This window comes from Simkaniaceae bacterium (genome assembly GCA_021734805.1).
Classification (GTDB): Bacteria; Chlamydiota; Chlamydiia; order Chlamydiales; family JACRBE01; genus Amphritriteisimkania.
Map to the genome: position 1 here is coordinate 1 of JAIPIG010000017.1, position 17,223 is coordinate 17,223.

General features: G+C 41.6%; 8 protein-coding genes. 6 read left to right on the top strand and 2 right to left on the bottom strand.

Annotation, left to right across the window (positions count from 1 at the left end; all coding sequences use genetic code 11):
- Nucleotides 1-509: 509 nt before the first annotated feature.
- The 5 genes from K9M07_04395 (at nt 510) to K9M07_04415 (ending at nt 12,489) form a co-directional block, all read left to right on the top strand.
- Complete coding sequence (locus K9M07_04395; protein MCF7852464.1) at nt 510-1,388, top strand: hypothetical protein; 879 nt, start codon at nt 510-512, stop codon at nt 1,386-1,388.
- On the top strand, nt 1,378-1,671 hold the full coding sequence (locus tag K9M07_04400) for a hypothetical protein (protein MCF7852465.1): 294 nt from the start codon (nt 1,378-1,380) through the stop codon (nt 1,669-1,671). The genes K9M07_04395 and K9M07_04400 overlap by 11 nt, the downstream gene beginning before the upstream one ends.
- A gap of 49 nt (nt 1,672-1,720) precedes the next feature.
- Nucleotides 1,721-8,242: an ankyrin repeat domain-containing protein gene (locus tag K9M07_04405; GenBank protein ID MCF7852466.1), complete on the top strand. Its 6,522-nt coding sequence runs from the start codon at nt 1,721-1,723 to the stop codon at nt 8,240-8,242.
- Nucleotides 8,243-8,342: 100 nt separating this feature from the next.
- Complete coding sequence (locus tag K9M07_04410) at nt 8,343-9,044, top strand: hypothetical protein (GenBank protein MCF7852467.1); 702 nt, start codon at nt 8,343-8,345, stop codon at nt 9,042-9,044.
- A gap of 1 nt (nt 9,045) precedes the next feature.
- Nucleotides 9,046-12,489, top strand: coding sequence for a hypothetical protein (locus K9M07_04415; protein ID MCF7852468.1), 3,444 nt, complete (start codon nt 9,046-9,048; stop codon nt 12,487-12,489).
- A 115-nt stretch (nt 12,490-12,604) separates the two neighbouring features.
- Here K9M07_04415 and K9M07_04420 read toward each other — a convergent pair whose 3' ends face one another.
- Together K9M07_04420 and K9M07_04425 are read right to left on the bottom strand one after the other, a co-directional pair.
- Nucleotides 12,605-14,188 (bottom strand): ATP-binding protein, encoded by a 1,584-nt coding sequence (locus K9M07_04420; GenBank protein MCF7852469.1) that lies wholly within the window; start codon nt 14,186-14,188, stop codon nt 12,605-12,607.
- 163 nt (nt 14,189-14,351) lie between these two features.
- Nucleotides 14,352-14,933 carry a hypothetical protein gene (locus K9M07_04425; protein ID MCF7852470.1) on the bottom strand — a complete coding sequence of 194 codons (582 nt, stop codon included), beginning with the start codon at nt 14,931-14,933 and terminating at the stop codon, nt 14,352-14,354.
- A 298-nt stretch (nt 14,934-15,231) separates the two neighbouring features.
- Here K9M07_04425 and tkt point away from each other — a divergent pair, with 298 nt between their 5' ends.
- Nucleotides 15,232-17,223, top strand: a complete 1,992-nt coding sequence (tkt, locus tag K9M07_04430; protein ID MCF7852471.1) for a transketolase — start codon at nt 15,232-15,234, stop codon at nt 17,221-17,223.

Below are 17,223 nucleotides of genomic sequence, written 5' to 3' on the forward strand. Positions count from 1 at the left end.
TCCATCACTTTTAGTTCCTGCAATGAGGGCCTCAATTTTTCGAATTTTATCAGCAATATCCATAGATAAACCTAGATTTAAAGAGGACAAGTCTACGTAATTGCAAAATTAAATTCACGCACTCTCACCGCAAGGACACGATGATGTTTATATTGCAACTTTTGGAAGCAATTCTGAGCAAGAATCAAAAACAACGACAGATGCAATTTTCACGCTGATGATTCAGCATTCTGCTTATTATATATGCGGTTTTCACCTAGGTAGTAAAGAACTTCTAAACTATCTTTTTTTAATTAGATACAAGCCTAAGGCTTGCCAGTATGAAAACGAGATATGGATTGAGGAAATGGATAAATTGGTTGCTGAATATGGCTATTAAGAATACGTCAACCGTCAAAAAAATACCTTCTATAATTATGGAGAGTTTTTTTAAAAGATTACATTAACTTTACATAAAGACAAGCCAAGTATTAGACTGTCGCATAGCTATAATGATATATCGGTGATCTATGACTCAGACCTTATTCAATGAAGAACAAAGTCGCATTTTGGCGCTCTCTTTTATGCAAAAGCTTGCTGAAGAATACTCTAGTGCTTTTACTGAGGAAGGCCTTAGCAATCTTCTGAAGGGCATCGATTGTTGTTTGAGTGATCCTCTTTATCCGGAGGCTTGGAGAGAAACCTATGAGGTAGCCTTTGGTCAAAGCTTTACCCCGGAAACGCGCCTTACACAAGAAGAAATCTATACGAACCTCATTGAGTTTTGTGTACGTTTTATCTACGACTGGGGGATCGATTTAAGTGAAACCGTCAGGCAGCTTTTTACAATTAGATTCGAATTTCATCGAGAAAATGGATATATAGAGCTACGTCACTATAAAAAATTTCTGGAAAATATCCCTGCTCAGCAAGAAAGAGTACCATCTCATTCGATATCCGTTTTTAAAATGCGCGATTTAGAGCCCGGCTTTAGCATGCATCAAAATAACAAAAATACTTTTCTGGGGTATGCGAAATTAGTAATTCCCGAATATTTGGGTAGACTACGACAGGATGTGAGGGCATATTTTTCAAAGGATGGATTTGAAGAGTTTAGCATTTATATGGGGATTATCGATGGAGATGCGGCCTTTGAGGATGAACTATTAGATAATGTTCACATTGCAATTTTTGGAAAAAGTTGCGATGCAGAACCCGACACATCGACAGATATCATTTTCACGCTGATGATCCAGCATTGTGCTTATTATGTGTTTGGTTTTCAATTTCAGGTTAGAGAACTTCTAAACTACCTTTTTTTAATTAGATATAAACCACAGGCTTGTCAGTATGAAAATGCAATCTGGATTGAGGAAGTAGATAAATTGGTCGCTAAATATGGCTATTAAAAATACATCTAGGGAAGAAGCACACGCAAGAGTCAGTGATTCATTAGTCTTACGTCGTCGTCAGTCGATTCAAAGACAGTTAATTCCCATTACCGATATGAGTCGAGACTCAAAAGGCCATTCTATTCAGATATGGAAATATTTGAATGTATTTTTAGGCGCCATTTGGCACGAGGATGGGCGATTAGAAATTGTTCCTGAAAAAAGAATCCTGAATGGCATTAATCCAAGTGATTCCAGCTCAATGTTTTTGGATCGCATAGGCAGAGCATCCTCCTCGTAGGTGGAATTTAATTACTTCTCATGCGAATACCATTATTGTTTTGCCTCACATGAGAGCAGCCGGTAGGCCGGGTCCGGATTGGAAACCGTTAGAAATTACGAAAAATCCTTCAAAGCGCGGCCACATATTTGATCCCGAAAAAGTGGAGAAAGGCCATCTTGCTCATGATACTCTTGCTAATATTGAGCTTATCGAAAGAGCTGGGGCTCATAGGGAGAATTGGCAAGGAACTGATGTTAATGGAAATGATATTTATCTTTTTAACAATCCTGATGGAACCCAAGCTTGGGCAGAAGCTAGAGTAGTTGAAGGAGAAGGATATAGAATAGTAGCAGGTGGTATTAGTCTTCCCGGCAAGCATGCGAGATTCAATCATCATTTAGGAAGAAATGAAACCCTTTTTCAAGGACGGGTTGCTCGACTAGCCAATAATGCAGCTTCTAGAGTTTTTGGGCCATGGAGGGATGGTGGCGGTGCAAGCAGATCCAATAATCCGCCTTCTAAAGGAAATCAGCCTAAAGGCTGGGATGTTCATTCATTTAAGGGCCACCTAGCGCTTAGTTCTTTTAGGCAGCTTTTACAACAAACGAATCTTGTCGGTTCTTATAATTCCTCTCATCCTCATAACATGATGCCGCATAAAGGTGTTGTTTCAGGTGAAATAGGCGGTGTTGCTTGCAGCTCAACTTATATCACGGGACTATTTGACGGGGTAGAATCATTGGTTGAGGATCATTTTTTTGCCGTTCCTATGCTTTCAGATGGAGGAATGCCTTTTAGCAATAGCGAGCTGAAACAAATAATGCGCGAGCTGGCAATCGGTATTTATGTTCACAGTGCAGTTCCCTTTTTCAGTTTGCATTTTAGGGAAGAGGGCTCCGATCTTTTCCCCGTAATTCATCCGGCCTATCAAAACACTTTGGTGGGGCGCATTATCGGCATGCTCGATTATTTCATGAAAGGCTACTTAAATGGCGGCGTCTATACGGAAGAATTTATCGATCGTTGGCACGAGCATGCAGATTGGAGTGGGGGCGAAGCCTCTGTTTTACCGAGCTTGATTGACTTTACTTCCTATTGCAAAACGCATATGGAAGGCAGTGATAAACAATATATTTCATTGGCAACGTTACATGGCCTTGTAGATGATGACCCCACTATTCAGGAGGATTTGAAATCTTTCCGAGGGTTTAAAAACTCTTTTAGGATTATTGCAAAGCAAAATAGTGTTCAGAAAGGGGGGAATCTTTTTGTGCTCGATGGCGATTTTGATGTTCTATATGATATCGTCCCGTCTCCTAAATATAAGCTCGCTTTAGAGGCGTATACCCGCAAGTTTGGCCATCCTCCTAAGTCCTATGCCAAATTACAAGAACTATATGGAGTGATCGCAAGAAGGATTCACGATCATATGGCAAAGATGCCATTATGTCGGCAATATTTTGCCCTTCTCAATGTGATTAGTTTTTTCTCGGGCTATTTTTCCACATTAAAGAAGCATCGCAAAGTGCCATCGTTAACGAGAATGGAAGTGCCGCCGGCGCCCGGTTGTCCTCCTCTTTTTCCCCATTTACCCGTTTCAGTAAAAAAAACTGAAAGTTTGAAAATCAATACATATAAAGTCTTGAATGGGGCGCTGCTTTCTCATCGCGATGAATTTGTCGATTATTTTAAAAGCTTTTATTTGCACTTAGTTGGTAACAATAGCGACGAATTTATTTCTCCGGGTAGAGAACGGTTGATTCAAATTCTAAAGAATCAGTTTTTTGAAAATATGTTCGCTTCCAGTTCGCCTCCGGTTAGGCGCTATTTTCAGATTAATATGGATCAATTGTCAATTGGAGCATTAGCCAATGGACTACATCAAGCATTATGTCATTCTTTTAAACAGCGTTACAGACAATCTATAGAGAATCCGCTTCTTAATATATTTCTATTTCAGCCGATATCGCAAGGGTTTGCATCTGAATTTCTTAATGAAATAAGATCCAGGTCACCGGATGTAGATCGAGACTTTTTTATAGTTTCGGTGCCTTTCACCTATTTACCCAAAGAAATCGATGCATCCACGCGATCAAAGGTTGAGAAAGTTGTAGGTGGGTGCGGATTAAGCTTAGAAAAGCATCGAGTTGTTCCCTCCTTAACCGCAGAGGGGATATTACACAGACACTCTGAAAAGCTTTTTTCAACTCCTTCAGAAACAATCCAAGTTGTGTCTGATGCGGGTGGAAATGAACATGCCGTCTTTCGTCTTTTTATGGAGGATTTACCTCCCCATATTATCGAAGATTTTTCATGGATGGAAGATAGCCTACTTGTCAGACCTCATGAGTCTTATGAAATGCTTGAGTCAAGGCTTGACATTCAAGAAGCCATGTTATCCGATGAAAAAGAGTCTTTTGTAAGACTAATGGATTCAACTCCATATGTAAGAGAATTAGTCGATAGGGACGGAAGAAATCTTTTGCATATGGCAGCGCTCCTTTCAGATCCTTTTTTTATAGAAGCTTTCCTTTCAAGGGGCTGTTCTCCTGAAGACAAAGATTTAGGAGGATACACCCCGCTCCATTATGCCGTGATGACAGGCAGCATAGTCGTAGCTGAGCGCCTTTTAACTATGGCAAATATCAATGCAGCTGCAAAAAATGGAGCAACACCTCTGATTGTTGCCATTCAACACAAGCAGGAAAAGGCCGTAGAGCTGCTTTTGAGTCGTGGAGCGCGATTTACATTAATGGCGGAAGGGTATTCTACACTCCACTGCGCTCTTCATGAAGGACATCTTGGTATTATTTTTGCCGTCCTTAGCTCACCGTTTGCTAGGGACTTTATCAATACGATTTGCATTGAGGGTGGAGGGCCGCTGGTTCTTGCTGCAGAATTGGATAATAGGGAGGTTGTCGCACATTTATTGGACCTTGGAGCAGATCCTAGATATGCAAGAGCAGACGGGGTTACTCCAATGGAAATTGCGATACGCAGAAATTGTATGCCTGTTGTCGATATCCTTCTTACAAAAACCGTTTTGTCACCTCTTGCAATCCACGCTGCTGCAGAGACCGGTGATGAGCATATGATTGAAAAGCTTTTGCCACATTTATATTCATATAAAAATTCCTCTAAAGACAACGCGCTTCATATCATGCTGCGAAGCGGGAATACTTTCTCTGCTATTAAAATGATTGAAAAGTGCACGGATTTAAGCGTGTTAACAGCGAGAAATATTGAAGGGGAATCACCTGCAGACACTGCGATTATCTTAAACCTTTGGGGTGTCATTGCAGCCTTAATCGAAAAATCCATTCCTATCGATCCAAGACAGCTTTTAGTCATGGAGTATAATCCGCTTTTAAAAGAGTTATTTGAAAAAGCCGCTCTACCTTTAGCTGAATTGGAAAGAGCGGCATTAGTTGCTGCTCAGGTGGGTAACTACCAAGCGTTAACCTATATTTTTGATCGGTCGGGTGTCAATCTTCTAGAAATAAGGGGGCCAAAGGGATGGGGTATTCTCCATTATTTAGCAAAGAGTGATGGGGTGTTCTTATTTAGAAGATATCTGGCTAGGACCGATGACTTAAGACAAGCTCTTCCTGAAGATGGTCACCGTACTTTAGCTGCAATTGCTGCAGAATTTGGAAGTAGACGCGTTTTGACGGCTTTGCTTTCAGCTATGAAATCAAAGGGCGTCCCTCTTGATGGTGCATTTGGGCCCAAACATCTAATGCTCATTGCAATAGAAAACAATGTTGATGACATTCTTTTTGAAGAATTTGAGCCTGAGGCTCTGGTTTCAACTTTACTTGATGAAAACGGGTCGATGGCAGCGCATGTTGCAGCAAAATGGGGTAACTCTAAAGCTCTCATTAGAATTTCACTTGCCGGTGGGAACTTAGAGGCAGTCGATGCTCATGGCCTAACACCACTCACTTATGCTTCGCGTCTTGGTGATAGCGAGTCGATTGCATTTCTTCTTAGCAAGCATGTTCCCGTCACGCCCAAAGCGCTTTATTTTGCAGCAAGCCATCCCCAAGATGATCATTTAAAACTCATGATTATGAATAATCGTAGCGCTGAAGTGCTTGATGAATCCCTGATGGAAGCGATTAGAAACTATGATTTTGAGGCTGTCTTCCGATTACGGGCTTTTAACGCTTCTCTGAGACATATATCAGCGGATGGAAAGACACCGACTTTTCTTGCGAGCTTAACGGGGCAAGAAGACATTTTACAATTCATCTTGCGTTATGAGCCAAAAGATCAGAGATTAGTGGGCGATAAAAGCCCGCTTATCGCAGCTGTAGAAAGCAAGAGTGCAGCTTGCATTGCTCTGCTGTTATCTTCCGGTCATAGGGATGTTCCTAATAGAGGGGGATTGACGGCAGCTGCTATCGGGGGCACTGATATGGCCTCTGCATTTACTAGCGGACCGGATCCCATCAGCCTGCAGTTTGTGGAGGCTTTGTCCCGAGACGATGTTGAGGGAATGGAAGCTGTGATCGGCTCTAATCCGATCAATGGAGTCATATCCATTGACATGGGAAATGGGAAAAAAAGGGGAACACCTTTACAACTACTGGTGGGAGAGACTCAAGATCATGAAGTTAGAAAGGTTATTTCTAAATTTTTAGGGCATCCGAATCTGGATGCAAATAGGCAAGATAATAAAGGGAATACATTAGCCCATGTACTTCTCGAGAAAAATATTTCTCCGGTTCATTTAAGGGGTGTTGATTTTTCAATCATGAATCATCAAGGGGTGGCACCTGTGCATATTGCCGCACATATGGCAACAGATGAGGTCTTCAGTGAGGTTGTTGTCTTTTTGCGTGAGATGGGCCGTTTAGATTTACTTGAGCTTCCCGATCACAAAGGGAGGACTCCAATTTTTTATGCTATTGGAGGACTGAAGCATCATAATATCGAATGTTTAATTGAACTGGGTGTGGATCTTAATCATTCGGATCATAGCCTCATGTCACCGCTTGCCAAAGCTTGTATGATGCATGAGCTTTTCATTGTGAAAAAACTCCTTGTTTCCGGGGCAAATCCAAATCAACGCATCACTGCAAAACGTATAACTGCTTTGAATCTTTGCCTAGCTACTAAAAATCATATGATGATTTGGCACTTATTGGCTAGCGGAGCCAATCCTAAAATTGCCGATCAGGATGGGGATTATCCTATTCATCAGGCTGCAGAAGCCGGTTTGGATTCGATTATAAGTCTTTTTAATAGTTCGGGTATGCCTCTGACAATAAAAAATCATATGGGGATTGAGCCTAAGTATGCAGCTGCATTGGGGGGTAAAACATCAACTTTATCGAGGATACTTGATTTAACATTTGGTGGGATAAATGATACGGTTGGGAAGTTTTCAACAGTAAAAGATAAGGAAGAAAATCTTCCGAGAGAAGCAACATTGCTTCATTTAGCATGTCTGGCCGGCCATCCTGAGACGGCGCGTTGGCTTCTTGCAAAGGGGGCAAACCCTGAAGCTCAATCTGAAAAGGCTCCAAGTGTTTTAGATTTTGTAGCTGCAAGCGAAGGCTCGAGCGCTCTTTTGCCTCTTTTTGAAAAGTATAGAATTTTAAAAGAGCCTGAACCGCTGCGTAAAGCGATCATCAGTGCAATAATACACGACAATTTGGATGCTGCGAAGTTTCTTTATAGGAAAGGACTGACAATTAATGAAGAACTCATCGACGGTTATACCGGACTGCATTTTGCTTCCCAAACCGGCGCACTGCAGTGCACGGCTTGGTTGTTATTAAATGGCGCAGATGTGGCTTTTGAGTCTAGATCAAGGCAGACCCCAATTGGGCTTTCTGCAGGGAATGCTTCTTTGAGGCAGTTTGGTTTGATGCTGGAGGATGCTAGAGTTGATCTCCATCAAATAAATATCCAAGGAGAAACGCTCGCACATCTAGCGGCAAAAGCGGGGAATATCGGACATCTTGCATTGCTCATCAGGCGGTGTATACGTCTTGATGAACAAGATAATAATGGTAGGACGGCTCTGCACCTGGCTGCAAGGGCAGGCCATGGAAATGTCATTAAATTTCTATTGATCTGTGGAGCAAGTCCGTGTGTTAGAGATATACGAGATAAGCTTTGGGAAGATTATATTGATCCGAAAGATACGGCTACACTTGAAGTTATGGAGCTTTGTAAAAGACTTCTAGCGGCACCTGTTGAGGGGCAGACGAGTTTACATTTGGCAGTAAAAAGCAATTTTCCTGACGCGGTAAAATTGTTAGCTCAGACACCGGATTTAGACCTTATCAATGCAAAAGATGCAAATGGGGATACGGCACTGCATCTCGCCGTTAAACAAGGACAACAAATAGATATAATGAATCTGTTACAAGCGGGGGCCTCTGTTCATATTGTAGATAACGAAGGAAAGGATCCTTTGCAGTCTGCATATTTGCCACATCCAAGAGTAGATATTATAAGGATGCTAGTTGGTGCCGGGGCTTCTTTAGAGCCTAGAACAGCATTTGTTGCTGAACGGGGGCCAAGCGGCTCTTTCCCTGATGACGCGGGGAGCTCCGGGTGCTCAACGATGTGATCGCTAAAAAATCTCCTCTATTTATGGAGGGGATTTTTTAAATTAGGAGTAAAGAGATAACACACAAAGAAGAATTATTAAGGATTATAAAGCAAGTTTTATGGCTGCAAGTAGCTTATGCCAAGAATTGATATCACATTGTTTTGAAAACCCTGAGCTAGAACATTATCCACTTAAATTGAGTCCGGCTCAATTGAGGGCAATGCCTAATAAACATGAAATCGTTGCACTGTTTCAAAAACGATATCGGGCTCCTTCTGAAAAAGCCGGATTATCGGGATCGCTATGCGGGGTTATCGTTCATGTAGATGCTGTCTTTCATGATAGTGTAAAACAATACCAAAACTCAATAGATCAAGCAATGAGGGGCGATATTAGAACGATTACAACTCTAGAAGCAAACCCAAGAGTTGAGGTTTGGAGTACTTTAGATCATTACCTACTTAATCCCGTTGTTGGGACAGCATGCGAGGTTTGGAAACGGTTGACGGGGTATTCAGCTATTGTAAGACGTGAAGGGAGTGCATTTCGTTTGGCTTGCTTAATTGAAATAGGGGTATTAGAAGGAAAAAGGCTTTCAGACATGAAGACGGTTATTATCGAAGGAGCAAAACCTATGATTACTGATCTTAAGTCTCTCAGGGATAGAGGCGAAAGTGATATGGAGTTGTTAAAAAATCTTAGACAGCTTGAAAAAGTTTACCGATCGGAATTCGATGAGGATTTAGTTGTATCACGATGTCATGTTCCGGATTTTTTAGCGGAGATAAAAAGAAGCTATCCTACTTTAGTATTTGAATAATATGACGACTATAGTTAGCGCTCTTTCTATTCATGAACATTTTTTGACAGCACGAGAAAAAACACTGCGAGCAACTCTTGATGGTCGCTTGCAAACACTTGTGAATGATCGGCTTCTTGCAAGTGGGCATACACCAAATATTGATTTAGCTCGACTTATTTTACATGTTATCAGTGAAAATAGAGCCCAAGAAGAAATGATCACGAGTTTTTTTCTTAGAGTATTATCCGGAACGGATAAAGAGCTCTGTTTGGATTGTCTTCATGCGCTCAAGCAAGAAGGAGTGCTTTTAGATTTTTTTCATTATGCGAGTTTAAAATCTTGGAATAGCACCCAAGAGGCCTATGAAGCTTACAGAGCGTTTGTTGAGACAGAAAAAAAAGACATGGGTGCAGATCCGATTTTAAGCTCAACGCTTGGTTCTCATAAATCTAGTGAGGAAGAGAGGGCTGCAATCATTCAATTCAGCGGCCTTAGTTCACGACTTGTGGCTTTGGTGATGCGTTATTTATCAGAGCTTCCTAAAGATCGACGACTATCGCTAGATATTTATCAAAAAGTATTGACTCAACTCCAATCTGAAGCGTCTTTATCGGAATTAGAAAAAATAAACGTTATCAAAATGCTTGTAGTCGTTACTTCAGACACGAATGTACAGGGTTATTTCGAAGTGAGTGTTGAAGAACTTTTTGAGAACATGTTGCTTGTAAATAAATCATTTGGGGATGAGTTCTTTATTGCCTTTTGCACTGTTAATTATACCGGGAGTGATTCAAGAGTTGAAATTTTTAGAAGCCGGCGCGACGATGGTCGATCAGGCCGAAGGCCTTTTGACCCGAGCCGCTGCGCTATTGACAATAGGCAGAGGCGAGGTCAAATCGACCAAGCGGGGATGCCGGCGACAAAAAAAACAACTCTTGAATCACGAGCGGTATATCGTCATAGAATTTCATTAGACGAAGTTATTCGCATATTAAATTTAATAAAACGCATTGGAAATGCAAGTGAATTGCTTTGCTTAGTTGAAGGTTTTATCACAAAGGTTTTAAGTGAAGAATATGTTCTAGCTAGAAATGACTTGATACTAGGATTAGAAGAAAAAGTTCCAAACATCTTATCAGAAGAAATTGCCTCCCAAGGGGAGATAACATTGCTGATATCCCGTTTTGCTACCGCTGCCTTCCCGCTTTCACCCGGTGAATTGGATAAAATTACGGCTCAATATGGGATGATTCAGGAGTATTGCGAGAAAAATAGTTCTTTGAGAATGAGTGAGCTCGTTACACAATCATTGGTTATTGGGAAAAAAAAAGAGATCAAAGAAGAAGATATTTTAGAGCTCATTGCAATCGCTCGTTTATCTTTATGGATCAAATTTAATATTTATTTACACAACACTCAAATTCTCACAGTATTAGGACAGCTTATCTATCCAAAAGGATGTATTGCAGAGGTAAAAACAGGGGAAGGAAAATCCATGATTGTGTGCGTCATGGCTTTTATCATGGCCATGCAAAAGAAGAGTGTGCATGTGATTTCATCATCATCAAGCTTAGCTTCGCGCGATCAGAAAAAATACGAGAACTTTTTTAAAACATTTGGCTTTGTCACTTCAGCCATTTCCGATTCCCCTTTAGCAGACAAATTTCATGCTGATATTTTATATGGTACGGCATCTGATTTTGAGTTTGGTGTGATGCGGGAAATGCTTTATCATACGCCACTTTATTTACAAACAGATCCGATAGATTCTGAAAAAAGATTTGATTGCGTTATTGTCGATGAGGTCGATAATTTGACCATTGATACCGGTTTGAATAGTGCTCGTCTGGGATATCCGGCTGAAAAGACATATGACTGGATCTATGCTCCTATTTTTAAATTTATAAAAACAGGAGGAAGCATAGGCAGCGCTGCAGAGCTGAAGATATTTTTATCAAATGAGATGGGAGGCAGATTTAGGGATTGGGTTGTCGACTTAAAAGATGAAGATTTGCTCGTGTGGCTCTCTTCCGCTCATCATGCCTTATTTGAGCTTGATGAGAATGTCCACTACGTCATCCGAGATGGCAGAGTTGAAATCGTAGATGCTTCAAATACGGGAAGAATTATGACTAGTTCTAGATGGTCAAAAGGCGTTCATGAGTTTGTTGAAATAAAGCACGATCTTCAAATGCAGCAAGAATCAATCACACCTATTTCTCTTTCCCATTCCGTTTATTATTCCATGTATCAATCAGTTTATGGACTAACCGGAACGCTCGGTTCGGTTTTTGAAAGGGAAGAGATGTTGGAAATTTATAATGTGAATTCATTTGATGTTCCAACGTATCATGCTCCTAAAAAAGAAGATCGATTTCCCCGGGTTTTTAAGACAGATCGCGAGCATATGGATGCCATTTTAGATGAGGTTAGATGTTGTATTTCTGACGGTCGCCCCATTTTGGTACTGTGCGAGACAATTAAAGAATCAGAGGCAATCCGAGGAGAATTGAATTCCTTATCAATTCCCCATGAAATTTTAAATGAAGTTCAAGAAAAATCTGAAGATGCCATTTTAGATAAAGCGGGATTTCCTTGTGCGGTCACTGTGGCGACTAATACGGCAGGAAGGGGAACGGATATCCTTTTGAGAGGGGATAGTCGTAAAAATGGCGGCCTTCATGTCCTTTTGACAAATTTCCCGGCTTCTCAAAGAGTGGAAGAGCAAGCTCGAGGCAGGACAGGGCGTCAAGGTGATCCGGGATCTTCGGCTATGTTGGTATTGGCTCCGGATATTGAAGGCGATGAGAAAAAGATTTTAGAGATACTTGAGCAAAAAAGAAAGGCTTCCTTGCAATTAATGAAGGATATTCATATCCATCATGCAAGAATAGAGAGGTTTAAGTTCGAGTTGATCAAATCGTTCTTTAAAAGATTAGCGGAATTCCATGAGCGTCTACCGCAACTAACGGCTCAACTCGCAAGAGATCAAGCATCGCGAAGATTATTAGTTCAGACTCAGCCGAGTTTTGAGAGTTTACCCAAGCAAGATGCGTTAATTGCCCTAGAAATTCATTCCCTTCTTTGCAGTACCGAATTGCCCTCAGCGATTGAAACGAGTTGGAAATCTTGTATTCAAAAAGTAGTCAAGAGAATTCAAAGTCGCATTTTGAATGATTGGTCTGTTAACTTTCATGCAAAGGCCGAAGAATTAGTAGAGCGTTCTGAAATAGCAAAATACTCAAAACTCCAAGAATTATTCAAAGAAGTAAGCCCGGTACTCGCAGAAGCTCACGAGGGTGCGTTCTCTGAATCTGTAAGGGCGATACTATCGAGAGTGGATAGAGAGTTCAAATCAAAGCTGGAAGCTTGGGGCCCTTATCTAGTTCCAACGGGCAGCGGTATTTTGGAGTATATGGAAGTAATTAGAAAAGGCACGTGGGTCCCAATTGGCGATTTCTAAAACACACTGTTCTTGAATCTCCCCGGATCCAAGCGGGGAGCCCGCACAACCAACTATTAATACCCAACAGTCCTTAACCGTGAAAAAAATCTACCCTATTTATGGAGGGAATTTTTTAATCACCCCCGGTATAAAGCCAAATTTTACTGGTCCAGTCGTTCAGCTTACGTGATTTGGAATCAAAGTTGGCACCGATAAAAGTGATCGGTCGTTTATCGAGTTTGAATTGAGTGTGATAGGCACGCGAGAGGATTTGGTCGAGGGCTTCCTGCGCTGTTTTATCAATTTTAAATTCAAAGACAAAAATGTCAGTTTTAGTCTTTAGGAGTAAATCCATGCGACCGTGGCCGGTGGGTATTTCTGCACCCACTTTAAATCCAAGGGTTTTCAGAAATAGGTAGAGAAGGGAGTGATAATATGCTTCAACGTTTTTGTGGATGTTGTAGGGAATAGAGTCGAGGAAAATATTGAAGACATCGAAAAACTTTTGGAAGTTGTGATGTTCTAGGTGACCGGCTAATTGATAATATAAATCCTGAATTTCAGAGGTCGATTTTTTTGAGAAAAGAGGGAGGATGTAGTTAAGGAATGATCTTCGGACTTCTTCATTAGGGAAGTTGAGTAAGTAGATTTGTGTTTTGTCATCGAACTTACGAATTGTCAGATAACCTGTTTGATACAGCAGAGTGTGTACATCCATAGAACAAATGTCGTGGGTTAACTCTAACTCTTCTCCTGCTTTTATATCGTCTTCTAAGTTGAGAAGGGAAAAGTTGTGTGTTTCAGCGGCTTTAATGACCATTGAAGGGGTAGCAGTCTGAAACCAGTAATTTTTGAACTCACCTGTTTTAAGAAAATTCAGAAGGGATATGGGATTATACACTTTGGGTGGGGTTGAAAACTTAGTAAACGAATATCCGTTATACCATGCTTTAAGTGAGGCAAAAAGCTCTTCTTCCGTTTCGTTTCTTTTGTGTGCCCAATGTTTAACGTTAGGAGTAAAGTAGTGGCGAATTTCTCGTTCTGTAAGTCCAAGTAAATCTGCATAATCTTCTCGAAATGAGAGTTGATTTAAATTGTTCAGTCCGGAAAAGAGAGATACCTTTGCAAATTGGCTTACTCCTGTTACGAATATAAAGCGCAAATATCGTTCTTGTGCTTTTATGTTAGCGTAAAATCGATTTAAAAAATCGCGATTTGCTTCTGCTTTTGTAGGTTCATTGATATAGCGAACAATGGGTTCATCATATTCATCAACGAGAATAACAATTGGTCCTAGACGTTTGTATAATTCTTCCACAAAGGCATTGAAAGTCTCTTTCAACCGATCTTTTTCTATTCCGTCTATATCGTAACTTGCTGCAGATGCTATTAGCGATTCTTTTAATGATTTTTCAAGCGATGCCGGATCATCAGAAGTTATGAGTGTAAAATCCAATCGAATGATTGGATGGGGATGCCAGTCATAATCAGAGGAATCTATCCAAAGTCCTTTGAAAAGTTCTCTTTCCCCTTTAAATAAAGACTCAAGGGCGGAGACGAGCAGCGATTTACCAAATCTGCGTGGACGAGCCAAAAAACAGCCGGGCTTTTCTTTAATTAGGTCATACAAATAGCGAGTCTTATCTATATAAGTATAACCACCTTGGATAAGGTTTGGGAAATGCTGAATGCCTGCCGGCGGATTGGGTAGAGTCATGTAGTGAAGTTTAGCATGTTTCGTGATTTGCTAAAAGCTTGACTTTGTAGCTTATTGTGGACTTGATAGCCTCGAGATATTTGTTCTCTAGTTCGACCGTAGGTCGAGCGTATGATGTGCAAAGATCGAGGCTAAGCAGGCTCAAAAAGGTAAGTAATTTTTTTTAAAATGGCGGCCCTGCGAGGTTCAAATTCAGGCTGATGACTCCTTGGTCAATGCGAATATGAGTGTGACTTTTATAGGGGAGGAGATAGTAGAAATCATTATTTAGTCCTGCCTCTTTGAAAGCGAATTCAAGTGGAACTGAATTTGGTCCATAATCATAGCCAAGATGTACCAAAATTTTCTTGCCATCCGGTTCTGCAATGATTCGCTTGAGGATATTCTCTAGGGCGTCGGCAAAAAGTAGTGTTTGTGTAAATGTCGGGATGGGATCGAAAGAATGTCGTTTTTGAATCCACATTCCTTGCTGTTGTAGGATGTCATACATATTTTCGCTGTGCATTTCATCCGAGAAGAATGCACTATAGAGTCGACAGATTTCTGTGATAAGAAATATGCGATTTTGTGGCGTATCCGGATACTGAGCGGTGTATTTTGGCTCTCTATCTCCTGAAAGAATGGCAGAAAAGGTGTTTCTCAAGGTTTGCTGAACAGTTTTATGGATAGGCGTAGCTGAGATTTTTTGACCGTAAAAATTTGGAAGGCAGAACATCATAATAATGCCAAAAATGCTTATTTTCATGAGCTCCTAGTTCGACCATCGGAGAGCAACTGGACGAGGCCCAAGCGGGTCTAAAAAGTTGTAAAGTCGAGAGTATAGCATAGTATATATTTTTTTATGTAAGGTGAGTTACGAGATTGATTTAAGAGACCATTGATCTTCGAAAATACGCAATTTCCCCAAACTTATCGAATAATTTGATTCGATTGGACAAAACATCTATTTTCCGACAGTCTCTCCAATTTTTTTGAAAGTTTGCTTGATTCATTTAGGGATCAGAGTTACAAATGGTATATAAAAAAAGATTTGGGGAAAAAACATGGATGAAGACGAGAAAAAAATATTCTCAAAAGTTGCCGCTACAATTCGAGCTCTTTCTATAGAAGGGGTCCAGAAAGCTAATTCAGGTCATCCGGGGCTTCCTTTAGGGTGTGCTGATATGGGAGCTTATCTTTATGGAAAGCATCTCAATCATAACCCCAAAAACTCGGGCTGGTTTAATCGCGATCGTTTTGTTCTGTCCGCAGGGCATGGTTCCATGTTTCTCTATTCATGTCTTCATCTTGCCGGATTTAATGTTTCTATAGAGGATTTGAAACATTTTCGACAGCTCCACTCAAAAACTCCGGGCCATCCCGAATACCATGAAACCGATGGCGTTGAATCGACAACGGGGCCTTTGGGTCAGGGAATCGCCAACGCTGTAGGCCAAGCGCTTGGTTATAAGCTTCTCGCTGCGCAATTGAATACAAGCCGTCATGAAATTGTGAGCAATAAGGTGTATTGCTTGGCGGGCGACGGCTGTTTAATGGAGGGGATTTCTCATGAGGCTTGTGGTTTTGCAGGGCATGTGGGCCTCGACAACTTCATTCTTATTTTTGACTCTAATAAAGTGACTTTGGACGGGCCTCTTTCCGATTCGGGATCTGAAGATACGGCAATGCGCTTTAAGGCGTATGGTTTTGATGTTTATGAGTGCGATGGCAATGACATGGAAGATTTCGCAAAAACCATCACAAAGGCGAGCACAGACCAGAAAAAGCCCGTACTGGTGATCGCGCATACCATTATTGGCAAGGGATCACCGAATAAACAAGGGACGCACAACGTACACGGCTCTCCACTCGGTAAGGAAGAGCTTGAATTAACAAAGAAAAATCTCGGCCTTCCGGAAGAAGATTTTTATGTGCCCGGCTCAGTAAAAACCTTTTTCGAAGCAAAACTCAAAAAAGATGCTCTGAAAGAAGAAAAATGGAACCGGCTGTTTAGTGAGTGGGCTAAGGAAAATCCCGATTTGGCAAAGCGCTTTGAGCAGATGAAGAGCAAAGAGCTTCCGGCGCATCTCGAAAACATTTTGAAAGATCTCGAAATCAAAGGACCCATTGCAGGGCGCTCGGCATCGCAAGACGTGATCAATAGCATTGCAGAGCATCTCCCTCAACTCTATGGGGGGTCTGCCGATTTGTCCGGGTCGGATTGCACAATGATGAAAGCCTTTCCGATTGTCGAAAAGGGCAGTTTCAAAGGGCGCAATATGAAGTATGGCATTCGCGAGTTTGGAATGGCGGGCATAGCTGCGGGTCTTTACCAGACCGGAATGATTTTACCCTATGTCGGTACCTTTTTAACTTTTTCCGACTACATGCGCAATGCGATTCGCCTCGCCTCTTTGTCCCATTATCATGTCATTTATCAGTTCACGCATGACTCGGTTTTCTTGGGGGAAGATGGTCCGACACACCAACCGATCGAACACTATATGTCGCTTAGGACCATCCCGAATTTGCATGTGATCCGACCTGCAGATGCGTGGGAGGTGAAAGGCGCGTGGCTTGCGGCTCTCAAGTATGCCGGCCCTACCGCGATTATTTTAACGCGTCAAAAGCTGCCGAATCTTGCGGAAACGGAAGATGATTTTGCAGGAAAAGTGGCTAAGGGCGCCTACATCTTAAAAAAAGAAAAGGGGCAATGCGATTGTTGTTTGATGGCTACGGGATCCGAAGTCTCGCTTGCTCTTGATGTCGCAAAAGAGCTCGAAACACGCGGCAAACACGTGCGCGTCGTTTCAATGCCTTGTTGGGAGCTCTTTTGTAAACAAGATCGCTCTTATATCGAATCGGTCGTTGGAGGGAATCTTGGCAGACGCGTGAGTATCGAAGCGGGGATTACCCACGGATGGCAAGAATGGATTGGTCCGGACGGGATCGCCATTGGAATCGATCACTTTGGTTATTCAGCGCCGATGGGCGACATTGCTCAAGAAGTCGGCTTTACAGTGGAAGCCATTTTAGCTCGATTACTTTCACCATAA

Coding starts and splice junctions, on each gene's coding strand:
- K9M07_04425 (MCF7852470.1), bottom strand. CDS start 14,933: ATGAAAATAAGCATTTTTGGCATTATTATGATGTTCTGCCTTCCAAAT.
- K9M07_04420 (MCF7852469.1), bottom strand. CDS start 14,188: ATGACTCTACCCAATCCGCCGGCAGGCATTCAGCATTTCCCAAACCTT.
- K9M07_04395 (MCF7852464.1), top strand. CDS start 510: ATGACTCAGACCTTATTCAATGAAGAACAAAGTCGCATTTTGGCGCTC.
- tkt (MCF7852471.1), top strand. CDS start 15,232: ATGGATGAAGACGAGAAAAAAATATTCTCAAAAGTTGCCGCTACAATT.
- K9M07_04410 (MCF7852467.1), top strand. CDS start 8,343: ATGGCTGCAAGTAGCTTATGCCAAGAATTGATATCACATTGTTTTGAA.
- K9M07_04400 (MCF7852465.1), top strand. CDS start 1,378: ATGGCTATTAAAAATACATCTAGGGAAGAAGCACACGCAAGAGTCAGT.
- K9M07_04415 (MCF7852468.1), top strand. CDS start 9,046: ATGACGACTATAGTTAGCGCTCTTTCTATTCATGAACATTTTTTGACA.
- K9M07_04405 (MCF7852466.1), top strand. CDS start 1,721: ATGAGAGCAGCCGGTAGGCCGGGTCCGGATTGGAAACCGTTAGAAATT.